The organism is Sneathia sp. DSM 16631, from assembly GCF_014892235.1.
Taxonomy (GTDB): Bacteria; Fusobacteriota; Fusobacteriia; order Fusobacteriales; family Leptotrichiaceae; genus Sneathia; species Sneathia vaginalis.
This window is the reverse complement of the sequence record NZ_JADBHL010000009.1, coordinates 16,510-32,870: the sequence shown is the minus strand read 5'-3', so window position 1 is coordinate 32,870 and position 16,361 is coordinate 16,510. Positions and strand designations below refer to the sequence as shown.

17 protein-coding genes are annotated in these 16,361 nt (G+C 27.9%); 1 reads left to right on the top strand and 16 read right to left on the bottom strand.

The window, feature by feature from the left end:
• Nucleotides 1–28: 28 nt before the first annotated feature.
• Nucleotides 29–466 (top strand): PTS sugar transporter subunit IIA, encoded by a 438-nt coding sequence (locus IMK15_RS04595; RefSeq protein WP_192942053.1) that lies wholly within the window; start codon nt 29–31, stop codon nt 464–466.
• Nucleotides 467–502: 36 nt separating this feature from the next.
• On the opposite strand, the gene IMK15_RS04590 is transcribed toward IMK15_RS04595, so the two are convergent.
• From IMK15_RS04590 to IMK15_RS04515, 16 genes are read right to left on the bottom strand one after another with little or no spacing between them, the layout of a single operon-like run.
• The gene (locus IMK15_RS04590; protein ID WP_192942052.1) at nt 503–1,897 is read right to left on the bottom strand and encodes a C69 family dipeptidase; all 1,395 of its coding nucleotides are present in this window, start codon (nt 1,895–1,897) and stop codon (nt 503–505) included.
• Between the two features lie 11 nt (nt 1,898–1,908).
• Complete coding sequence (gene map / locus IMK15_RS04585; RefSeq protein WP_192942051.1) at nt 1,909–2,679, bottom strand: type I methionyl aminopeptidase; 771 nt, start codon at nt 2,677–2,679, stop codon at nt 1,909–1,911.
• Between the two features lie 3 nt (nt 2,680–2,682).
• Nucleotides 2,683–3,312 (bottom strand): adenylate kinase, encoded by a 630-nt coding sequence (locus tag IMK15_RS04580; RefSeq protein WP_192942050.1) that lies wholly within the window; start codon nt 3,310–3,312, stop codon nt 2,683–2,685.
• Between the two features lie 17 nt (nt 3,313–3,329).
• Nucleotides 3,330–4,379 (bottom strand): cell division protein FtsZ, encoded by a 1,050-nt coding sequence (ftsZ, locus tag IMK15_RS04575; protein WP_046328220.1) that lies wholly within the window; start codon nt 4,377–4,379, stop codon nt 3,330–3,332.
• Between the two features lie 8 nt (nt 4,380–4,387).
• The gene (locus IMK15_RS04570; protein ID WP_046328219.1) at nt 4,388–5,056 is read right to left on the bottom strand and encodes a cell division protein FtsQ/DivIB; all 669 of its coding nucleotides are present in this window, start codon (nt 5,054–5,056) and stop codon (nt 4,388–4,390) included.
• Between the two features lie 43 nt (nt 5,057–5,099).
• A complete protein-coding gene (locus IMK15_RS04565; RefSeq protein ID WP_192942049.1) occupies nt 5,100–5,564 on the bottom strand; it encodes a DnaJ domain-containing protein in 465 nt (154 codons plus the stop codon).
• A gap of 8 nt (nt 5,565–5,572) precedes the next feature.
• A complete protein-coding gene (gene murB / locus IMK15_RS04560; protein WP_192942048.1) occupies nt 5,573–6,412 on the bottom strand; it encodes a UDP-N-acetylmuramate dehydrogenase in 840 nt (279 codons plus the stop codon).
• A gap of 4 nt (nt 6,413–6,416) precedes the next feature.
• The gene (gene murC, locus IMK15_RS04555; protein ID WP_192942047.1) at nt 6,417–7,772 is read right to left on the bottom strand and encodes a UDP-N-acetylmuramate--L-alanine ligase; all 1,356 of its coding nucleotides are present in this window, start codon (nt 7,770–7,772) and stop codon (nt 6,417–6,419) included.
• Nucleotides 7,769–8,824, bottom strand: coding sequence for an undecaprenyldiphospho-muramoylpentapeptide beta-N-acetylglucosaminyltransferase (murG, locus tag IMK15_RS04550; RefSeq protein WP_192942046.1), 1,056 nt, complete (start codon nt 8,822–8,824; stop codon nt 7,769–7,771). Before murG ends, murC begins: the two co-directional genes overlap by 4 nt.
• Before the next feature lies 1 nt (nt 8,825).
• On the bottom strand, nt 8,826–9,935 hold the full coding sequence (locus IMK15_RS04545; protein ID WP_192942045.1) for an FtsW/RodA/SpoVE family cell cycle protein: 1,110 nt from the start codon (nt 9,933–9,935) through the stop codon (nt 8,826–8,828).
• Complete coding sequence (gene murD, locus IMK15_RS04540) at nt 9,928–11,178, bottom strand: UDP-N-acetylmuramoyl-L-alanine--D-glutamate ligase (protein ID WP_192942044.1); 1,251 nt, start codon at nt 11,176–11,178, stop codon at nt 9,928–9,930. Before murD ends, IMK15_RS04545 begins: the two co-directional genes overlap by 8 nt.
• Before the next feature lie 11 nt (nt 11,179–11,189).
• A complete protein-coding gene (mraY, locus tag IMK15_RS04535; protein WP_192942043.1) occupies nt 11,190–12,278 on the bottom strand; it encodes a phospho-N-acetylmuramoyl-pentapeptide-transferase in 1,089 nt (362 codons plus the stop codon).
• Nucleotides 12,278–13,495 (bottom strand): UDP-N-acetylmuramoyl-tripeptide--D-alanyl-D-alanine ligase, encoded by a 1,218-nt coding sequence (locus tag IMK15_RS04530; RefSeq protein WP_192942042.1) that lies wholly within the window; start codon nt 13,493–13,495, stop codon nt 12,278–12,280. Before IMK15_RS04530 ends, mraY begins: the two co-directional genes overlap by 1 nt.
• Before the next feature lie 2 nt (nt 13,496–13,497).
• A complete protein-coding gene (locus tag IMK15_RS04525; protein WP_192942041.1) occupies nt 13,498–14,433 on the bottom strand; it encodes an Mbeg1-like protein in 936 nt (311 codons plus the stop codon).
• Nucleotides 14,434–14,483: 50 nt separating this feature from the next.
• A complete protein-coding gene (locus IMK15_RS04520; protein ID WP_192942040.1) occupies nt 14,484–14,993 on the bottom strand; it encodes a hypothetical protein in 510 nt (169 codons plus the stop codon).
• A complete protein-coding gene (locus IMK15_RS04515) occupies nt 14,965–16,356 on the bottom strand; it encodes a coproporphyrinogen III oxidase (RefSeq protein ID WP_192942039.1) in 1,392 nt (463 codons plus the stop codon). The genes IMK15_RS04520 and IMK15_RS04515 overlap by 29 nt, the downstream gene beginning before the upstream one ends.
• Nucleotides 16,357–16,361 lie beyond the last annotated feature (5 nt).

Sequence of the window (16,361 nt, the reverse complement as noted above, 5' to 3'; positions counted from 1 at the left end):
TATAGAAAAAATATATAGGAGTGATAATATGCTAAAGGATGTATTATTTGATGACACTACACTTATTGATATTGATATTAAGGATAAGATTGATTTATTCACAAAAATCACTAAAATCTCTAAAGAAAAAGGATATATTTCAGATGAACAAGGTGTTATAGAAGACTTTTATGCAAAAGAACAAAATACTGAAACTTATCTTGGAACAGAATGTGCAATTCCTCATGCAAGAAGTAGCAGAATTCTTAAAAATGTAATATTTTTCGTTAGAGTTAAAAATACAATAAAATGGTCTGATGAAGATAACGCTAAATTCATATTTGCAATATTAGCAAAAGAAAATGATGTTGACAAGCATATTGATATGTTAATGGCTGTTTCTAAAAAAGTTCTAGATCCTAAGGTTCTTGATGTTTTAAGAAAATCAAACAGTCGTGAAGAAATATTAGAAATTTTATGTAAATAAAAAAAATGCAGTTATTGTTGACTGCATTTTTTAGTATTATAAATTTTCATCCATAGTAAATGACATCTTTGAAGCAGATAATGCTCTTGTCATAAAACTATTTAATAATTTTCTTGTCTTATCTAAAACATACTTTGCTGTAATTTCATTTTGTTCAGTTAGAAATTCTCTACAATTTTGCTTATTGTAATCCTTTAGAGCTTCTTTTACTTCATATACTCTTCTTCTTCCATATGCTCTTAAGTCTTCTAAATATTGTGTATTTTCTTTAGAAAATGCTCCATAATGTGTTTCAACATAGTATGAAAATACCTTAAATAGCCAATAAGCATACTTCATATCCAACTCAAATGTTGTATCTCTATACTCTACGGGTGTATCATTTACATCAACAAAAAATGGCACATAAGGTGTAAACACAGTTGTTGCAAATGCAACCCATTGTATAGAATATTCATCCATTTCTAAAACATGTGATTGTTGAGTTCTTGATAATGATATTGCTCTAAATCTTGTTTTTTGTTCTTCAGTACCTTTACCTATAGGGTCAAATTCTGTTTCATTGTAGTGTGAACTTAGAATAAATTGAACATCTTCTACAGATATTAGTCTATCTGCCTTATTTAAAAATGGTATATCTTTAGCAGTAGGCCCTAAATTGAAGTTCTTATCTAAATATCTATGTGCATACCATGCTCTTGATGTATTGTAAACTCTATCTAATTCTGAATATGTTCCAAATATATGTCTAAAGTTAAATGTATCCTTATCTGGATTTAATTTATGTTTTTCTACAAATTCTTGTATTCCATTTGACCAAATGTAGTTTTCACTATCATTAAAGTCTATCTTTTCTATGCATACACAATTAGGTGCAACTCCATACATATCACTTGGTAATTTTACAGCTACATAATGGTGTCCTGTTGGTATTTCCATATACCAAATTTCTTCTTCATCAGCAAATAGTATTCCATTACCTTCAGCTGAACCATACTTTTCTATTAATCTTCCTAACATTTCTACAGCTTCACGTGCAGTCTTTACATATGGTGCTAAGATGTCATTTATTGCATCTTCTGCTATACCATCTTTTACTAATGGATCATATGCAAGTACTCTTTCATTTCCATATAGGCTTTCAGTAGAACTGATAGCTACATTTTTTTCATTTATACTTGCTTCACCAAATCTTCCTCTATTGAAAGTATCTGAAACTACATCTGGCATAGCTGTATATGACATACTTTCTTTTGGTAATTCTATTTTAACTTTAGTTAGATATGATTCATATATTCCATCCTTAGCTAAAGCCTTTTTTACAAATTCAAATCTTTTAGGATTAGTTGTTTCATGAGAATCTTCATTTCTAGCTATTATATTCTTCCCATTTAAACTTGCTTTTTTACCAACTATTACTGTTGTACACATATTATTCCTTTCTATAGTTCAGACAATATTAAAGGCTTACCATCAACTATAGCTATGCTATGTTCAAAGTGTGCAGATCTTTTTTTATCTATTGTCTTTACTGTCCATCCATCTTTTTGTATTTTAACTTTATGTGTTCCCATATTAACCATAGGTTCTATTGCTATAACAAGGCCTTCTTCTATGACAAGTCCTTCACCTTTTCTACCATAGTTCATTACATATGGATCTTCATGTAGCTCAAAGCCTACACCATGTCCACAAAAATCCCTTACTATTGAGTAACCTTTTGGTTCACAAAAACTTTGTATAGCGTGTCCTATGTCACCTAGTCTATTTCCTTTTATAGCTTGTTGTATTCCTAAATCTCTTGCTTTTCTAGTTGTATCTATTAAATCTTGATATTTTTGTTCTATTTTCCCCACTGGAAAAGTACAAGCTGCATCTCCGTAATATCCGTCTAATTTTGCAACTATATCAAGACTTACTATATCTCCTTCTTGTAAAATCTTTGTTTTTTTAGGTATTCCATGTACGACTTCTTCATTTACAGATATACAAGTTGCTGCTGGATATGGTGGATATGGCCACCCTATATCATACCCTTTTGTTGCACACACAGCACCTTGTGATAGCATATAGTCTTCACAAATTTTATCTATTTCCCAAGTGCTTATTCCTGGTTTTATGTACTTAGGTATTACATCAGAGAAGATTCTTGCTAATATTTCATTAGCTTTCTTTATTTTCTTAATATCATCTAATGTCTTTAACTTAACCATTTATTATTCACCTAGTATTCTAATTAAATCCTTTGTTATTTCTTCTGGTTTCTTTGTTCCATCTACTATTACAACTTTTCCTTGTGCCTTATAGTAGTCTAATACTGGAGCTGTTTGTAATTCATAATTTTCTAATCTTTTCTTTACAACTTCTTCTGTATCATCTGCTCTTTGAACTAAATCTTCCATTTTTTCATCTGTAGGTGGATTGAATTTAATATGATAAATTTTACCAGTCTTTTTTGAAGTTCTTCTTCCAGTTATTCTTTCTATTATATCTTCATTAGGTACATCTAATGCAAGTACCTTGTCAATTTTTTTACCTAAATCACTTAAAATTTCGTCTAATTTTTCTGCTTGTTTTGTAGTTCTTGGATAACCATCTAAGATAAATCCTTTTTGGCAATCTTCTTGTTGTAATCTTTCTTTTACTAATCCATTAACTACTTCATCTGGAACTAAATTTCCCTTATCCATATAGCTTTTAGCTTCAAGTCCTAACTTAGTACCTTGACTTATGGCGTTTCTTAATATATCACCAGTTGAAATTTGTGGTATATTGTACTTTTCTATTAATTCTTTAGCTTGTGTTCCTTTACCAGCACCTGGTGGTCCGAATAATGCAATATTCATTTTGTTTTTCCTTCTTTCTATATATTAAATGATGGGACTATAAAGTCTTGATTTTCATCAGTTGTGAATAAGCTATCTGATTGACCTTCTTCAGGTTTTACTTCTTCACTTTCATTATCTTCAAATCCTGTTGCTATTACTGATAGTATCATATTTTGTCTTTCTGGTTCATATATAGTTCCAAAGATTAAGTTGTCAACACCTGAATCTGATCCACTTGCTTTTTGAGATATTAATTCTTGCATCTTTATAACATCTTCCATTGTTACATTGTCTCCAGAAGTTACATTTACTAGTATCTTTGTTGCACCCTTTATATCTTTTTCTAATAATGGGTTTGTTATAGTTCTTTCTACTATATCTTCAACAGATTCTCCTTCGTTTGATTCTACGAAACCAAATAATGCAACACCTGAATTTTCCATTACAGACTTAACATCTGAGAAGTCTAGATTTATTGTTCCTTCTTTTGTAATTAATTCTGCAATACCTTTAACTCCATAACGTAGTATAACATTTGAAGCTTTTAAATGTTGTTGGAAACCTAAATTTTTAGCTCCATCTAATTCTAATAATTTTTGATTAGGTATTACGATAAGTGTATCAACATATTTCTTTAATTCATCTAATCCTTTTTCAGCATTTAAGTTTCTCTTCTTACCTTCAAATTTGAATGGTTTTGTAACTATTGCAACAGTTAGTATTCCTTCTTCTTTAGCAATCTTTGCTACTACTGGGGCTGTACCTGTACCTGTTCCACCACCCATACCTGCTGTTATGAATATCATATCTTGACCTTTTATGGCTTTTCTAATGTCTTGTGCATTATCTTCAGCTGCTAATCTTGCTACTTCAGGATTAGCACCTGCTCCAAGGTGTCCTAATGATATCTTAATCTTAGCATTAGACTTTCTCAAATCTTGTTCATCAGTATTTATTGCAACATATTCAACACCAACAATTTTTGAGTCTATCATGTCGTTTATAGCATTTCCACCTGCTCCACCGACACCTATAATTCTAATTTTTGTTCCTTTTGTTTCATAAACTTCATTTTCTTCGTTCATGGTTCCTCCTACCTAACACTTATTAATTCAAATCTTAAATCAATATATTCCATGCTGTTATTTTGTTCTTTTTCTTTGTTATATACTATATATCCTTGATTTAATTTTTTTATACTTACATCTTTTTTTACATACACTTTAACTCCATCAGATAAAACTATGACATACTTATCATCTTGTTTATATATTTCTGATGAAAGAGGATATAGACTACTCTTAGATAAGCTTTTAACTATCATTGATATATCGTTTTCTTCATCTTTATTGTTATAGTATACAATAGGTAAACCCTTATTATCTAATTCATCATAGCTTGTAAAAATATTTAAATTTTCATCTACTGCGAATAACTTATCGTTATTCATTACATATGCAAGAGGTTTTCTTTCTTCTATATATACCTTCAACTTATTAGGATAACTTTTTTTTATAATCACTTCTTTAACTCTTGCATCACTAGATATATTAGAAACCAATAAGTTAGTATTTACATAAACTATCGGTTTATTCTTAAATTCATCTAATTTACTTATTATATCTTTTTTTAATATTTCGTTGTTTCCTTCTACCTGTATTTCATCTACATAGAAAAAATCTGATTGTACCATCTGTAATATTCCTATAATTATTAAAAAAAGTATGAGTAACAATACATCTTTTTTTATTCTTTCTTTCATTTTTCCTCTTTTTTGAACATTTTATATATTTTAACATATATTTTTAGTGACGTAAAGTATCATGTTCTTTTATTATGTTCCAATATTTATTTATTTCTTTCATCTTTTCTGATGCATCTGGACTTTTATTAACGTCTGGATGATACTTTTTAGCGAATTCTTTATATTTTCTTTTCTTTTCTTCTTCTGACATATCAGAAGTTATACCAAAGTAACTACACGCCTTTTCATACTCGCTATCACTAGTAGTATTAGGGTTATAGTATTCGTATTTTTGATTATAGTCATGGGAAAAGTCTTGTTTATAGTAAAATTTAAAGCCCCTATCTCTTTTTATCAGCTTATATATCCCAAAAACAACTAAAAATATTATTCTGTAATCCATAAAATTTCTCTTTGATATATAGATTAATAATGCTATTAAAAAATATATCCAAAATGGTAGTGCTAAGAATAATATTATAGCTATTAATCCTATAAACATTAACATAAATAATATTGTTATCATATCAACCTCTATTTAAGAATTATTATTTCAGTATCTAGCATATATCCTGTCTTGCTATATACAACTTCTTTAATGTGTTTTATTAAATCTATTACATCAGAAAACTTTGCATTACCATGATTTATTAAAAAATTAGGATGTTTTTCAGAGACTTCCATATCTCCTACTCTATATTTCTTTAATCCACAATCTGAAATTAACTGTGCTGCAAATTGTCCTTCAGGATTTTTAAATGTTGATCCTAAATTAGGGTAATCTAATGGATGATTATGTTGTCTTTTACTTAATTTATCTTCACAAGCTGCTACATCAAAGCCATCATCTAATTTGAAAGTGGCTCCTATTACTATCCACTTATTATCCTTTATCTTTGTTCCTCTATATCTATATCCTAGTTCTTCCTTACTAAGAGTCTTAATTTCCTTATTATCCACTAAAACTCTTACAGACTCTATCTTATCAAATATTGTAGTACCATAGGCCCCTGCATTCATATTTACAAGACCTCCTATGCTACCTGGAATACCAGATATATTTTCTAAGCCACCAAGATTATGGTCTCTCATATATTGTGTAAAAGTAGTTAAATCTACTCCAGCTTCTACATATACCCTATTATTTCCTAAATCTTCTATTTTATTCAATTTTTCAAGACTAACAAAATTTATATCTAAATATCCATCATAAATTAATGTATTAGTCCCATTACCAATTAGATAGTATCTTTCATTAGGTTTAAATAGATTTTTTAATTCATCTTCTTTTTCTATATGTATTAAACTCTTTGCTATACCACCTATTTTCATATTGGAATATTCTCTCATTGATACATTTTCTTGTACTATCATTATTTTACTCCTTAATTTTGTTTACTAGTCTATATGCAAACTTAGAAACTGTACCTGCTCCCATGAATATATATACATCTCCTGGTTCATAGTTTAAATATATATATTCCATAACTTCGTTAGGTAACATAACAGAAACATCTTTTTTACTATCAATTTCTTTTATTTTATTGCATAAGTCTTCTGAACTTATACCTGTAGTGTTTTCTTCGCTTGCTGCGTATATAGGCAATAATATTATCTTGTCAGCTAGAGACAATGATTTAGCAAAATCATTCATGAAAAACTTTGTTCTTGTATATCTATGTGGTTCAAATATTACAGTTAATTTACCTTTTTCATTAGTTCTTGCTGCTGTTATTGTTGCCTTAATTTCTGTTGGATGATGTGCATAATCATCTATAACTTTTATTTCATCATTATATATCACTTGATATCTTCTTTTAGCACCTGTAAAACTTGCTAATGTCTTTCTAACATATTCTAAATCTACACCATTAATTTCTGATAAATATATTACTGGCAAAGAATTTTTTACATTATGTAAACCTGGTACTTTTAATGTAAATTCACCTAATGATTTTTCATTCATTATTACTTCATATTTAGTAATTCCATTATTTACTCTTATATTCTTAGCATAAATATCAGCACTTTCTTCAACACTGTAGTATATTAGTTTATCCTTATATTCACTTAAATCAAGGCTCTTTATATTAGGACAATCTTTAGATAATACTACCTTTTCCTTTGTTTGTTCTATGAATTTTATAAACGAATGTTCTAAATTATTAAAGTTACCATGATGTTCTAAATGGTCTGGTTCAATGTTTGTTATTACTGAATATTTTGGATACAAATAAAGGAATGAATTATCACTTTCATCTGCTTCCATTACAAAGTATGAACTTTTCCCTAAATGACTATTACTATTTAAAGTAGGAATTATTCCCCCAACTACAACATATGGATCTTTACACATAAAGCATAAAGACATCATTGATGATGTAGTTGTCTTACCGTGAGTCCCTGCAACTGCTATACTGTTTTCAAATTTATTTGCAATATCTGCTAAAACTTGACCTCTTCTTTCCATCTTTATATCCTTGCTTTTAGCATAAATATATTCTGGATTTGTTGTTTTTATTGCTGTTGAGTATACGTATAGGTCTGGATTAAAATCTTCTATATTTTCTACTGTTTGTCCTATATGTACCTTTATACCTAAATCTTCCAATGATTTAGTAATATCTTTGTATTCTAAATCAGAACCTTCTACTATTTCACCTTGTTCTTTTAAGATTTTAGCTATACCACTCATTCCTATTCCATTTATCCCACTAAAATATATTCTTCTCATTTATTGTCATCTTCCATTTCTTTTAATATATTATTTACTGCATTCCCTGTATTAAGTGTTTTAATATTTTCTCTCATAAAGTTTAACATTGAATCTTGTTCACATAATGATAATGCTTCTAGTATTGCACTTTTTGCACTCTCATTTGTATATGCCTTTGCTGCATCCACATATTCTAACATTTCAGCATTTTCCTTTTGTCCTACATAATCATACGGTATTAGTATAGAAGGCTTTTCTAATTGTAATAATTCAGATATTGTAGATGCTCCTGATCTACATATTACAAGATCAGATGCTGCCATTATTTCATAAACATTTTCAAAATATGGCATAACTATTATATTATTAAAATTCTTTATTCTAACTTGTACTTCTTTATATAGCTTCTCACCAGTAGACCAATATAGGGTAAAGTGTTCCTTTTCATTTATCTTATCTATATTAGATAGTATCGCCTCATTTATGCTCTTAGCTCCTAGACTTCCACCCATAACTAGTATTACTCTATTTTCATTAGGTATACTTAGAATATTTCTTGCATCTTCTTTTGTTATGTTATAGAACTCATGTCTTAAAGGATTCCCTGTAACTACGCACTTAGACTTGAATCTCTTTATTAAATCAAGACTATTGCCAAATGCTAAAAATACCTTCTTTGCAAAAAACATTCCATACTTATTTGCCTTACCCATTACTATATTTTGTTCCTGTAAGTATATATTTATTTTCAATAACTTTGCTGCTGTGATACTTGGTATAGAGATATAGTTTCCAAAACCTATTAGAGTATCAACATTTTCTTGTTTTAATATTTTCTTTATTTCAAATACTGCTTTAATACCTTTTAAAACAGATTTAATACTATTAAATGGTAGTATATCTAAACCATAAAACTTATACCCTGCTTTAGGAACTATTTCCTTTTCCATTCTGTGACAAGTACCTATAAATATTACTTCATAGCCTCTTTTTTTCATTTCATTTGCTAGAGATAATGCTGGATATATATGACCTCCAGTCCCTCCAGTTGTAAATGCTATCTTCTTCATTTTACTGTCCTCTCTTAGTATATTCTATATTTATCGCCGAGAATAGAAGTCCCATACAAATTGCATTACTAATATATGAACTTCCTCCATAGCTTATAAATGGCAAAGTTATACCTGTTGATGGTGCACAATTTAAATTGATTGCTATATTCAATAAAGCTTGATTAGCTATTGAAAATGCAACTCCATATACTACATATCTATTAATTGATTCTTTCATTTTACTAGCAACATAAAACATTGTTGCACATAAGATGATAAACAGGATAATTATTAACAAAGCAAAGATTAATCCTCCTTCTTCGCATATGGAAGCGAAGATATAGTCATTATGTGCTTCAGGTAGATAGAAATATTTTTGATATCCATTACCTATACCTCTACCTAAAATACCTCCTGCTTTTACAGCATCTATTGCTGCTTTTACTTGTAGAGGCATACCTTTACCTGCAAAGTTAGTTAAACGTGTCGTACTGTAGTCTCTTTTAAAAATTAGAACGACTACACCTACAAAAAATCCCAAAAAGCCTATAGTAACTTTGACGTTTTCTCTAAATTTTGAAACAGCAAATATTAAATAACAAATTGCTGCTAATTGTATTGCTGATGTCTTAGACTTTTGTAATATTACTATAAAAACTGAAATTATTGTTATCCCTGCCCAATGATAAAAAGTAAACTCTTCATCTCTTTTTCTTTTAAAACCATACATTATCTGTGATACTAACAATATTAAAATTGGCTTAACTAATTCAGAAGGTTGCATTTGAAATGACCCTATTCTTATCCATCTTCTAGCTCCATTTACTGAAACTCCTAGAAATATTGGTGAAATTAGAAATATAGTTATTGCTATAAACATAATAATTTCAACTTGTCTAATATACAAGAATTTTCTAATACTTTCATAACTATATGCCTTGTATGTAATACCTGCTAAAATTATCCCTACAAATATATATTTTATATATGTTTTTAAATACGCCAACTTATCTCCTGTAGAGTATTCAGCTTCTGGTTGTGTTACACTTCCTATAAATATTATACCTATTATTGATATAATACCTAGACATACTAGAATTGTAGTCAATACCTGCTTTCTATTAAACATTTTCTCCTCCGAAATACTTATGTACTAAGTTTTTAAAATGTTCTCCTCTTTTTTCAAAACTTGTGTATTGATCAAAACTTGCTGTTGCAGGAGATAATAATATATACTTTTCTCCCTTTAAAGGAAGATTTTCTTTAATATACTTAACTACACTTTCTAAATCTTTTAAGTCTATATATCTATTATATGAAGTTTTCTTAAATTCTTCTATATATAGATGAGCGTTCTCACCTATTAAATATACAAATGCATTTGCCTTATATATTGCTTCAAATAACTTTGTATTATCTATTTTCTTGTCTTGTCCACCGCAGATTAGGTATAGGTCTTTACCCATATATGTATCTATTGCTACAAGACTTGATTCTACATTAGTTCCTTTTGAGTCGTTTATAAAATACGTATCTTCTTTTTTGAAGAATTGTTCCATTCTATGTTCTAATGGTTTTGTTGTAGACAAGAAATCTTTAATAACCTTATCGCTTATTCCTATTATCTTGCTACAAGCAATAATGTTTAACATATTTTGCACGTTATGTTCACCATGTAAATTTGTTTTAAAATCTAATAAATCCCGATAATCATTCATGTAGACTATTTTAGCTTTTGTGCCTTTAAATAATCTTTTAAATTCTTTATCTTCTTTGTTTATAACAGCAAAATCATTTTCATCTTGGTTTTTAAATATATTCATTTTTGTCATATAGTACTCATCAACACTATTATATCTCAACAAATGATCTGGTGTTAAATTAGTTATTAATGCTATATATGGCTTTATTTGAGGATTATTTTCTAATTGATAACTGCTCATTTCTAGAACAATATAGTCATTATCATTGTGTTCTACAGCAATTTTTGCTAATGAGTGTCCCTCATTACCACCAACACTTGCCTTGTACCCTGCATAAACTAAAAGTTCATACAATTTTGTAACAGTTGTGGTCTTACCATTAGTACCTGTTATTGCAATTATTTTGCTTTTTTTATTTATATATTTTAGTGCTAAATCTATTTCAGAAATTATCTTTATTCCATTTTTTATACAGTATTTTAAGTATTCATTATTCCATGATATTCCAGGACTTTTAACAACTACATCATCCTTATTTGTCATCTTCATAGCATCAACACTTTTAATACCATACTTATCGTCTACAACTATATGTTCTAGTCCTTTTTTTTCTAATAATTCTTGTGCACCTTTTCCACTAATTCCTAAACCAAATACCACGTATTTCATTTTACTACTTCCTATCTTATCTTAAGTATCATAAACGCTATAATACATGTGATTATAGTGACTATCCAAAATCTTATTGTTACCTTTGTTTCGGCTAAACCTCCCATTTCAAAGTGATGATGTATAGGAGCCATTCTAAATATTCTTTTCTTATACTTTCTGTAATATGTAACTTGTATCATTACTGATAAAGCTTCTACTATGAATATGAATCCTGCTATAGGTAATAATAATTCTTGTTTTAAAAATATTGCTATTATTCCTAATATACCACCTAATGTTAATGAACCTGTATCTCCCATAAAGACTTGTGCTGGATAGAAATTAAACCATAAAAATCCTATTACTGCCCCTATTACTGATGATAGGTAAACAGCTATTTCTCCAGCCCCTTCAATATAGTAAATATTTAAATATTGTGCCATTTCTTTATGACCTGAGAAATATGCAATCATTAAAAATATGATACTAACTATCATAATAGGCCCACTAACTAGTCCATCTAATCCATCAGTTAAATTAACTGCATTAGATGATCCTACTATAACTAAAATCATAAATACGAAAAATACTACAGGTGTTATATAAATATATGAGCATTTAATAAACGGATTGATTATAGAAAAATCTATAGTCTTATTAACTAATCCAAAAGTGAATATGAACACAAATGAAATTATAGTCATTATTATTTGCCCTGCTAATTTTTTCTTTGCTGACAACCCTTTTTTACTTCTGGTTAATTTTAAATAATCATCATAACCACCTATTGTTGTGAATAGTACAGTCATAACTATTAAAAAATTATTAAATTTATTTGTAAAATTACCTGTTATTAGCATTGATATTACTATTGAAAATATTATCATTATTCCACCCATTGTAGGTGTACCAGCTTTACTAAGATGTGTACTTGGTCCATCTTCTCTTATCTTATCGCCCATTTTCTTTTTACGTAAAAAATCAATGAATCTTTGTCCGAATATTAAGATTATAAATAGAGAAATAAAGAAAGCTATTGAGCCTCTTATAGCAATTGATTTAAAAACTCTTAATATACTTAAGTTATTTATAAAAAATAATTGAATAAAATACAGCACTACTTATCACTTCCTATAATTTCTTCTAGTTTCATACCTCTTGAACCTTTTAAAAATATTACAACATCACAAAGTTTGTCTAAATCTTTTTTTATTTCTTCTTTATCCATTGTATGTATACATCTATCTGCATTCAAATGGCTCATAAGTTTACCATATAGATAAACTTTTTCATAATCAATCTTATCCAATACATACTTTAAATCTTCATGATATTTTATTTCATTTTCACCTAATTCTAACATATCCCCTAAAACTAAGTATTTCTTCTTATTTTTAAATAATTCATTAAGTGTTAAAAGTGAACTTTCAACAGATTTTGGTGCTGCATTATATGCGTCATTAATATATATATTCCCATTCTTTTTTATTATTTGAAATCTCATATCAGTTATTTTTATATCTTTTAGCTTATCTTCATCAAGCTTTACGTTCATTTGTTCTAAGACTTCTAATATTAAGCATATATCTTGTGCATTGTGTTTACCATGTAAATTTGTTTCATAAGTTTTACCTTTGAATACAAAGTGTGTATAAGTATCATTTGGTGTATACTTATCTAATTTAACTTTTATAACATTAGGTCTATCTAATGTAGATAAAAACTCATCTTCACCATTTACTATGGTCTCATATTTTGTGTGTTTTATTATTTCACACTTTGCATGAAATACATTCTCTCTTGTTTTTAAAAATTCTAAATGTGAATCCCCTATATTTGTTATTATACTATAATCAGGTTTAGCAATACTTGCTAATTCATCTATTTCACCTAATTTACTCATACCCATTTCAAGTACCAAATACTTTGAAGTTATAGGGCAATTTAGTATAGTTAGAGGCTCACCTATTAAATTATTATGATTACCTTCTGTTTTATATGAATTATCTAATAAATGTGCCAAAACATCTTTAACAGTTGTCTTACCATTACTACCTGTTATACCAATAACAGTAGCATCTAAATATTCTCTATATTCTCTTGCAAATTGTTTTATAAACTCTGAACTATCGTCTACTTTTAAACCTACTTCATATTTTCCATTATCATATATAGGAAAACATCCTTTTTGTATGGCTGTATTAACAAAATTATTTCCATTTCTTATTGCAATAAATATATCGCCTTTTTCTAACATTCTTGAGTCTATGCAAACTCTCCCACTAAAATTAAAGTCTGTCTTAATAATCTTTTTAAAAATCTCAGTCTTCGTCATGTCTATCTCTTTCTATTCTTTATTTTTGAAATAATAGAAGGTATTTCATTTATACTTTCTATTAAAACTTCTTTTTCTTTTGAGCTTATACTTTCTTGTAATTTTTTTATAGACTTGCTCGCAGTCTTACTAATCTTAGTTTGATTAGTAGTGTATGAAAAATCTTTGCCTGATACATGCCATGAAAATACATCATGTTGCATCACAAAGAAATTATCACTATTTACAAACTTAACTTTTTCTTTTCTCTTTAAAAGTAAGCCTATAAATGATGAAGTTGGGAGTATTGTATATATTTTATTTAAAATTTTATTATATCCTTCTTCTTCTAAGACTTCATCTAAAAATCCTGGTCCATCAAAGTTATATATACTTTTTATCCTATTTCTATTTTTATCATCAGTATATATACCAGCATAAATTGCAATATTTCCACCCTTTGAGTGACCACCTAGTATAAATTGAGAATTATCATACTTTTTTGCAATATTATTAAAATACTTTAGTGCTTCTTTTTGTGCTGGAATATTTTTATACGACATATCTAAGTCTTCCTTTATTCCAACAAAACTTCTATCTGTACCTTTAAATGAAATGTATTTTGAAAACCCTAAATCTATTACTAAAGCTCCAAATTGCTTTGATTCATCCTTACTTACACTCTCTACACAGTCAGAAAGTTCTAAGTCTAAAAATCTATTGCTTTTAGACAGAAAATTGACAAATTTCTTGTCGTTTGCCACATCAACAAAAAATTCATCTCTAAAACATTTTAATATATTTAGTAATTCTTTTAGTTTCATTTTTTCATTTGTATTTATTATCTTATGCATAGGTAGATATGATAATCTTGCTAATACTAAACTATCTACAGGATTAAAATTATCTTCCGTCAATTTTTCTCTATTTGATGAAATATATTCAAAAATTGTTTTCATATTACCACTCCACAAAATACCATTATATATTATATCATAAGTAGCAAATTTTAAAAAGTGATTGCACCTTTTATATTTTCTACATCTTTTCCTACAACTTCTTTTAATTCTATCATATTATTTAAAGTTTTATTAGCTATTTTTTTTATACTTTGTTTATTTAGTCCTAAATATCTTAACTCTAACTCAGATGCCTTATTAATATTATGTACTTTATATGAAATATTTGAATCTTTAAATACACTTTCTAATTTTTTTATATCAGAATCTGTAAATCTTGGTATAGCTTTTAAATCACAAACTTTTTTTATACCTCCCATATATTCCTTATATTCCATTATCTTGTCCATCTTTTTTTTAGATATATCAATGTCCTTTATATCCTCATATGAAATATCATTTATCTCTTTTTTTACATCCTTTTTTTCATATGTCTTATACGTCACATCCTCATTTATTTCAACATGTGGCTCATCAATATCCCTATTTATTCTAGGTAAATATTCAGATACCAATATCACTAAAATTATACTAAATACTGCTAGTAAAATTTTTTTCATAAAATTTCTTTATCTCCTCTTTTTTCTTTTTTATTCTTTCCCTATATTCAATAACATACACCAATGGATCTTTTGGTGCTGTTATCCTTGTTATGTTATTTTTATCTATTAATTTGGTATATGATCCTGCTCCAACAGAAAAGATATTCTTATTCTCCTCTATTATATCTATGTTATATCTTGACTGATAACCTTTCTTACAAAAACCTATATTCTCTTCTTCCCTATAGCTTTGCTTTTGACGGTAGATATAGTAGGGGAGGTAATCGTACTCTTTAGCAAATGAATATATATTCTTGTATACCCTATCCATATCAACATTTTCACTAAAAAACTTGCTTTTTGAAAGATAACTTGTCTTTTTTAGTGCTAGTGAATGTATAGTAATGTTTTGTGCCTTATATGACTTCATCTTTTCTATTGTATTCAACATATCTTCTGTACTTTCATTAGGTAATCCCATGATATAGTCCATGTTTATGCAAAAGCCTTTATTGTATGCCAGATTATATATCTCATCTAACTTTTCCTGACTATGATATCTATTTACTTTTTTTAAAGTTTCTTCCTTGAAACTTTGAGGATTAATGCTTATTCTATCAACACAATATTTTTTTAATATATCTAACTTTTTCTCATCTAGTGTATCAATTCTACCAGCTTCAAATGTAAACTCTTTAATGGTACTAAAATCTACATTATTATGTAATGTAGATAATAGGGTTTCTAATTCACTATAATTTAAAAAACTAGGTGTACCACCACCTATATATATTTCACCAACTTTTAGCCTAAGTTCCTTTATTAAACTAGTCATTTCCTTTACTTCATCTATTATTGTTAAAAAATATTCATCATACTTTTTTTCATACTTTCCTTTTTTTAAGTATGCTGGAAATGAACAGTAGGTACACTTTGTAGGGCAAAATGCAAGACCAACATATAGGGAAATTGTAGACTTATCTATGTATCCCCTATCATTTTTTATTATATCAAACACTAAATCTATTTTTTCTTTTTTTACAAGATACACTAAACTTAGTATATTTCTTATCTCTTCTTCACTATGACCTTCTTCTAGCATTTTATTCACTAGCTTTGTAGGTCTAACACCAACTAAAACACCCCAATTAAGTTTCTTATTATATTTTTTTAATAATAGAGCTTTATACATAGCATATCTTTGCCTATCATAGTCAAAAAGAATTGGTAACTTAAATTCAAGTTCCCCTGTTTTTAAAGATATGCTATCTTTTGTACTTTTTTCATCAATATATACCTTGTCAGTATTATCTTTAAAATTTGTGTAAATAAACTCTATGAATCTTTTATTGTCTATTTCTTTATTACTTATTATTTCCATATATT

What these genes read in the sequence shown, in the direction of transcription:
- ftsZ (WP_046328220.1), bottom strand. Translation starts at nt 4,379, where the DNA reads ATGAACGAAGAAAATGAAGTTTATGAAACAAAAGGAACAAAAATTAGA.
- IMK15_RS04530 (WP_192942042.1), bottom strand. Translation starts at nt 13,495, where the DNA reads ATGACGAAGACTGAGATTTTTAAAAAGATTATTAAGACAGACTTTAAT.
- murC (WP_192942047.1), bottom strand. Translation starts at nt 7,772, where the DNA reads ATGAGAAGAATATATTTTAGTGGGATAAATGGAATAGGAATGAGTGGT.
- IMK15_RS04565 (WP_192942049.1), bottom strand. Translation starts at nt 5,564, where the DNA reads ATGATAACAATATTATTTATGTTAATGTTTATAGGATTAATAGCTATA.
- IMK15_RS04580 (WP_192942050.1), bottom strand. Translation starts at nt 3,312, where the DNA reads ATGAATATTGCATTATTCGGACCACCAGGTGCTGGTAAAGGAACACAA.
- murB (WP_192942048.1), bottom strand. Translation starts at nt 6,412, where the DNA reads ATGATAGTACAAGAAAATGTATCAATGAGAGAATATTCCAATATGAAA.
- murG (WP_192942046.1), bottom strand. Translation starts at nt 8,824, where the DNA reads ATGAAGAAGATAGCATTTACAACTGGAGGGACTGGAGGTCATATATAT.
- IMK15_RS04595 (WP_192942053.1), top strand. Translation starts at nt 29, where the DNA reads ATGCTAAAGGATGTATTATTTGATGACACTACACTTATTGATATTGAT.
- IMK15_RS04515 (WP_192942039.1), bottom strand. Translation starts at nt 16,356, where the DNA reads ATGGAAATAATAAGTAATAAAGAAATAGACAATAAAAGATTCATAGAG.
- IMK15_RS04520 (WP_192942040.1), bottom strand. Translation starts at nt 14,993, where the DNA reads ATGAAAAAAATTTTACTAGCAGTATTTAGTATAATTTTAGTGATATTG.
- IMK15_RS04570 (WP_046328219.1), bottom strand. Translation starts at nt 5,056, where the DNA reads ATGAAAGAAAGAATAAAAAAAGATGTATTGTTACTCATACTTTTTTTA.
- IMK15_RS04525 (WP_192942041.1), bottom strand. Translation starts at nt 14,433, where the DNA reads ATGAAAACAATTTTTGAATATATTTCATCAAATAGAGAAAAATTGACG.
- murD (WP_192942044.1), bottom strand. Translation starts at nt 11,178, where the DNA reads ATGAAATACGTGGTATTTGGTTTAGGAATTAGTGGAAAAGGTGCACAA.
- map (WP_192942051.1), bottom strand. Translation starts at nt 2,679, where the DNA reads ATGGTTAAGTTAAAGACATTAGATGATATTAAGAAAATAAAGAAAGCT.
- IMK15_RS04590 (WP_192942052.1), bottom strand. Translation starts at nt 1,897, where the DNA reads ATGTGTACAACAGTAATAGTTGGTAAAAAAGCAAGTTTAAATGGGAAG.
- IMK15_RS04545 (WP_192942045.1), bottom strand. Translation starts at nt 9,935, where the DNA reads ATGTTTAATAGAAAGCAGGTATTGACTACAATTCTAGTATGTCTAGGT.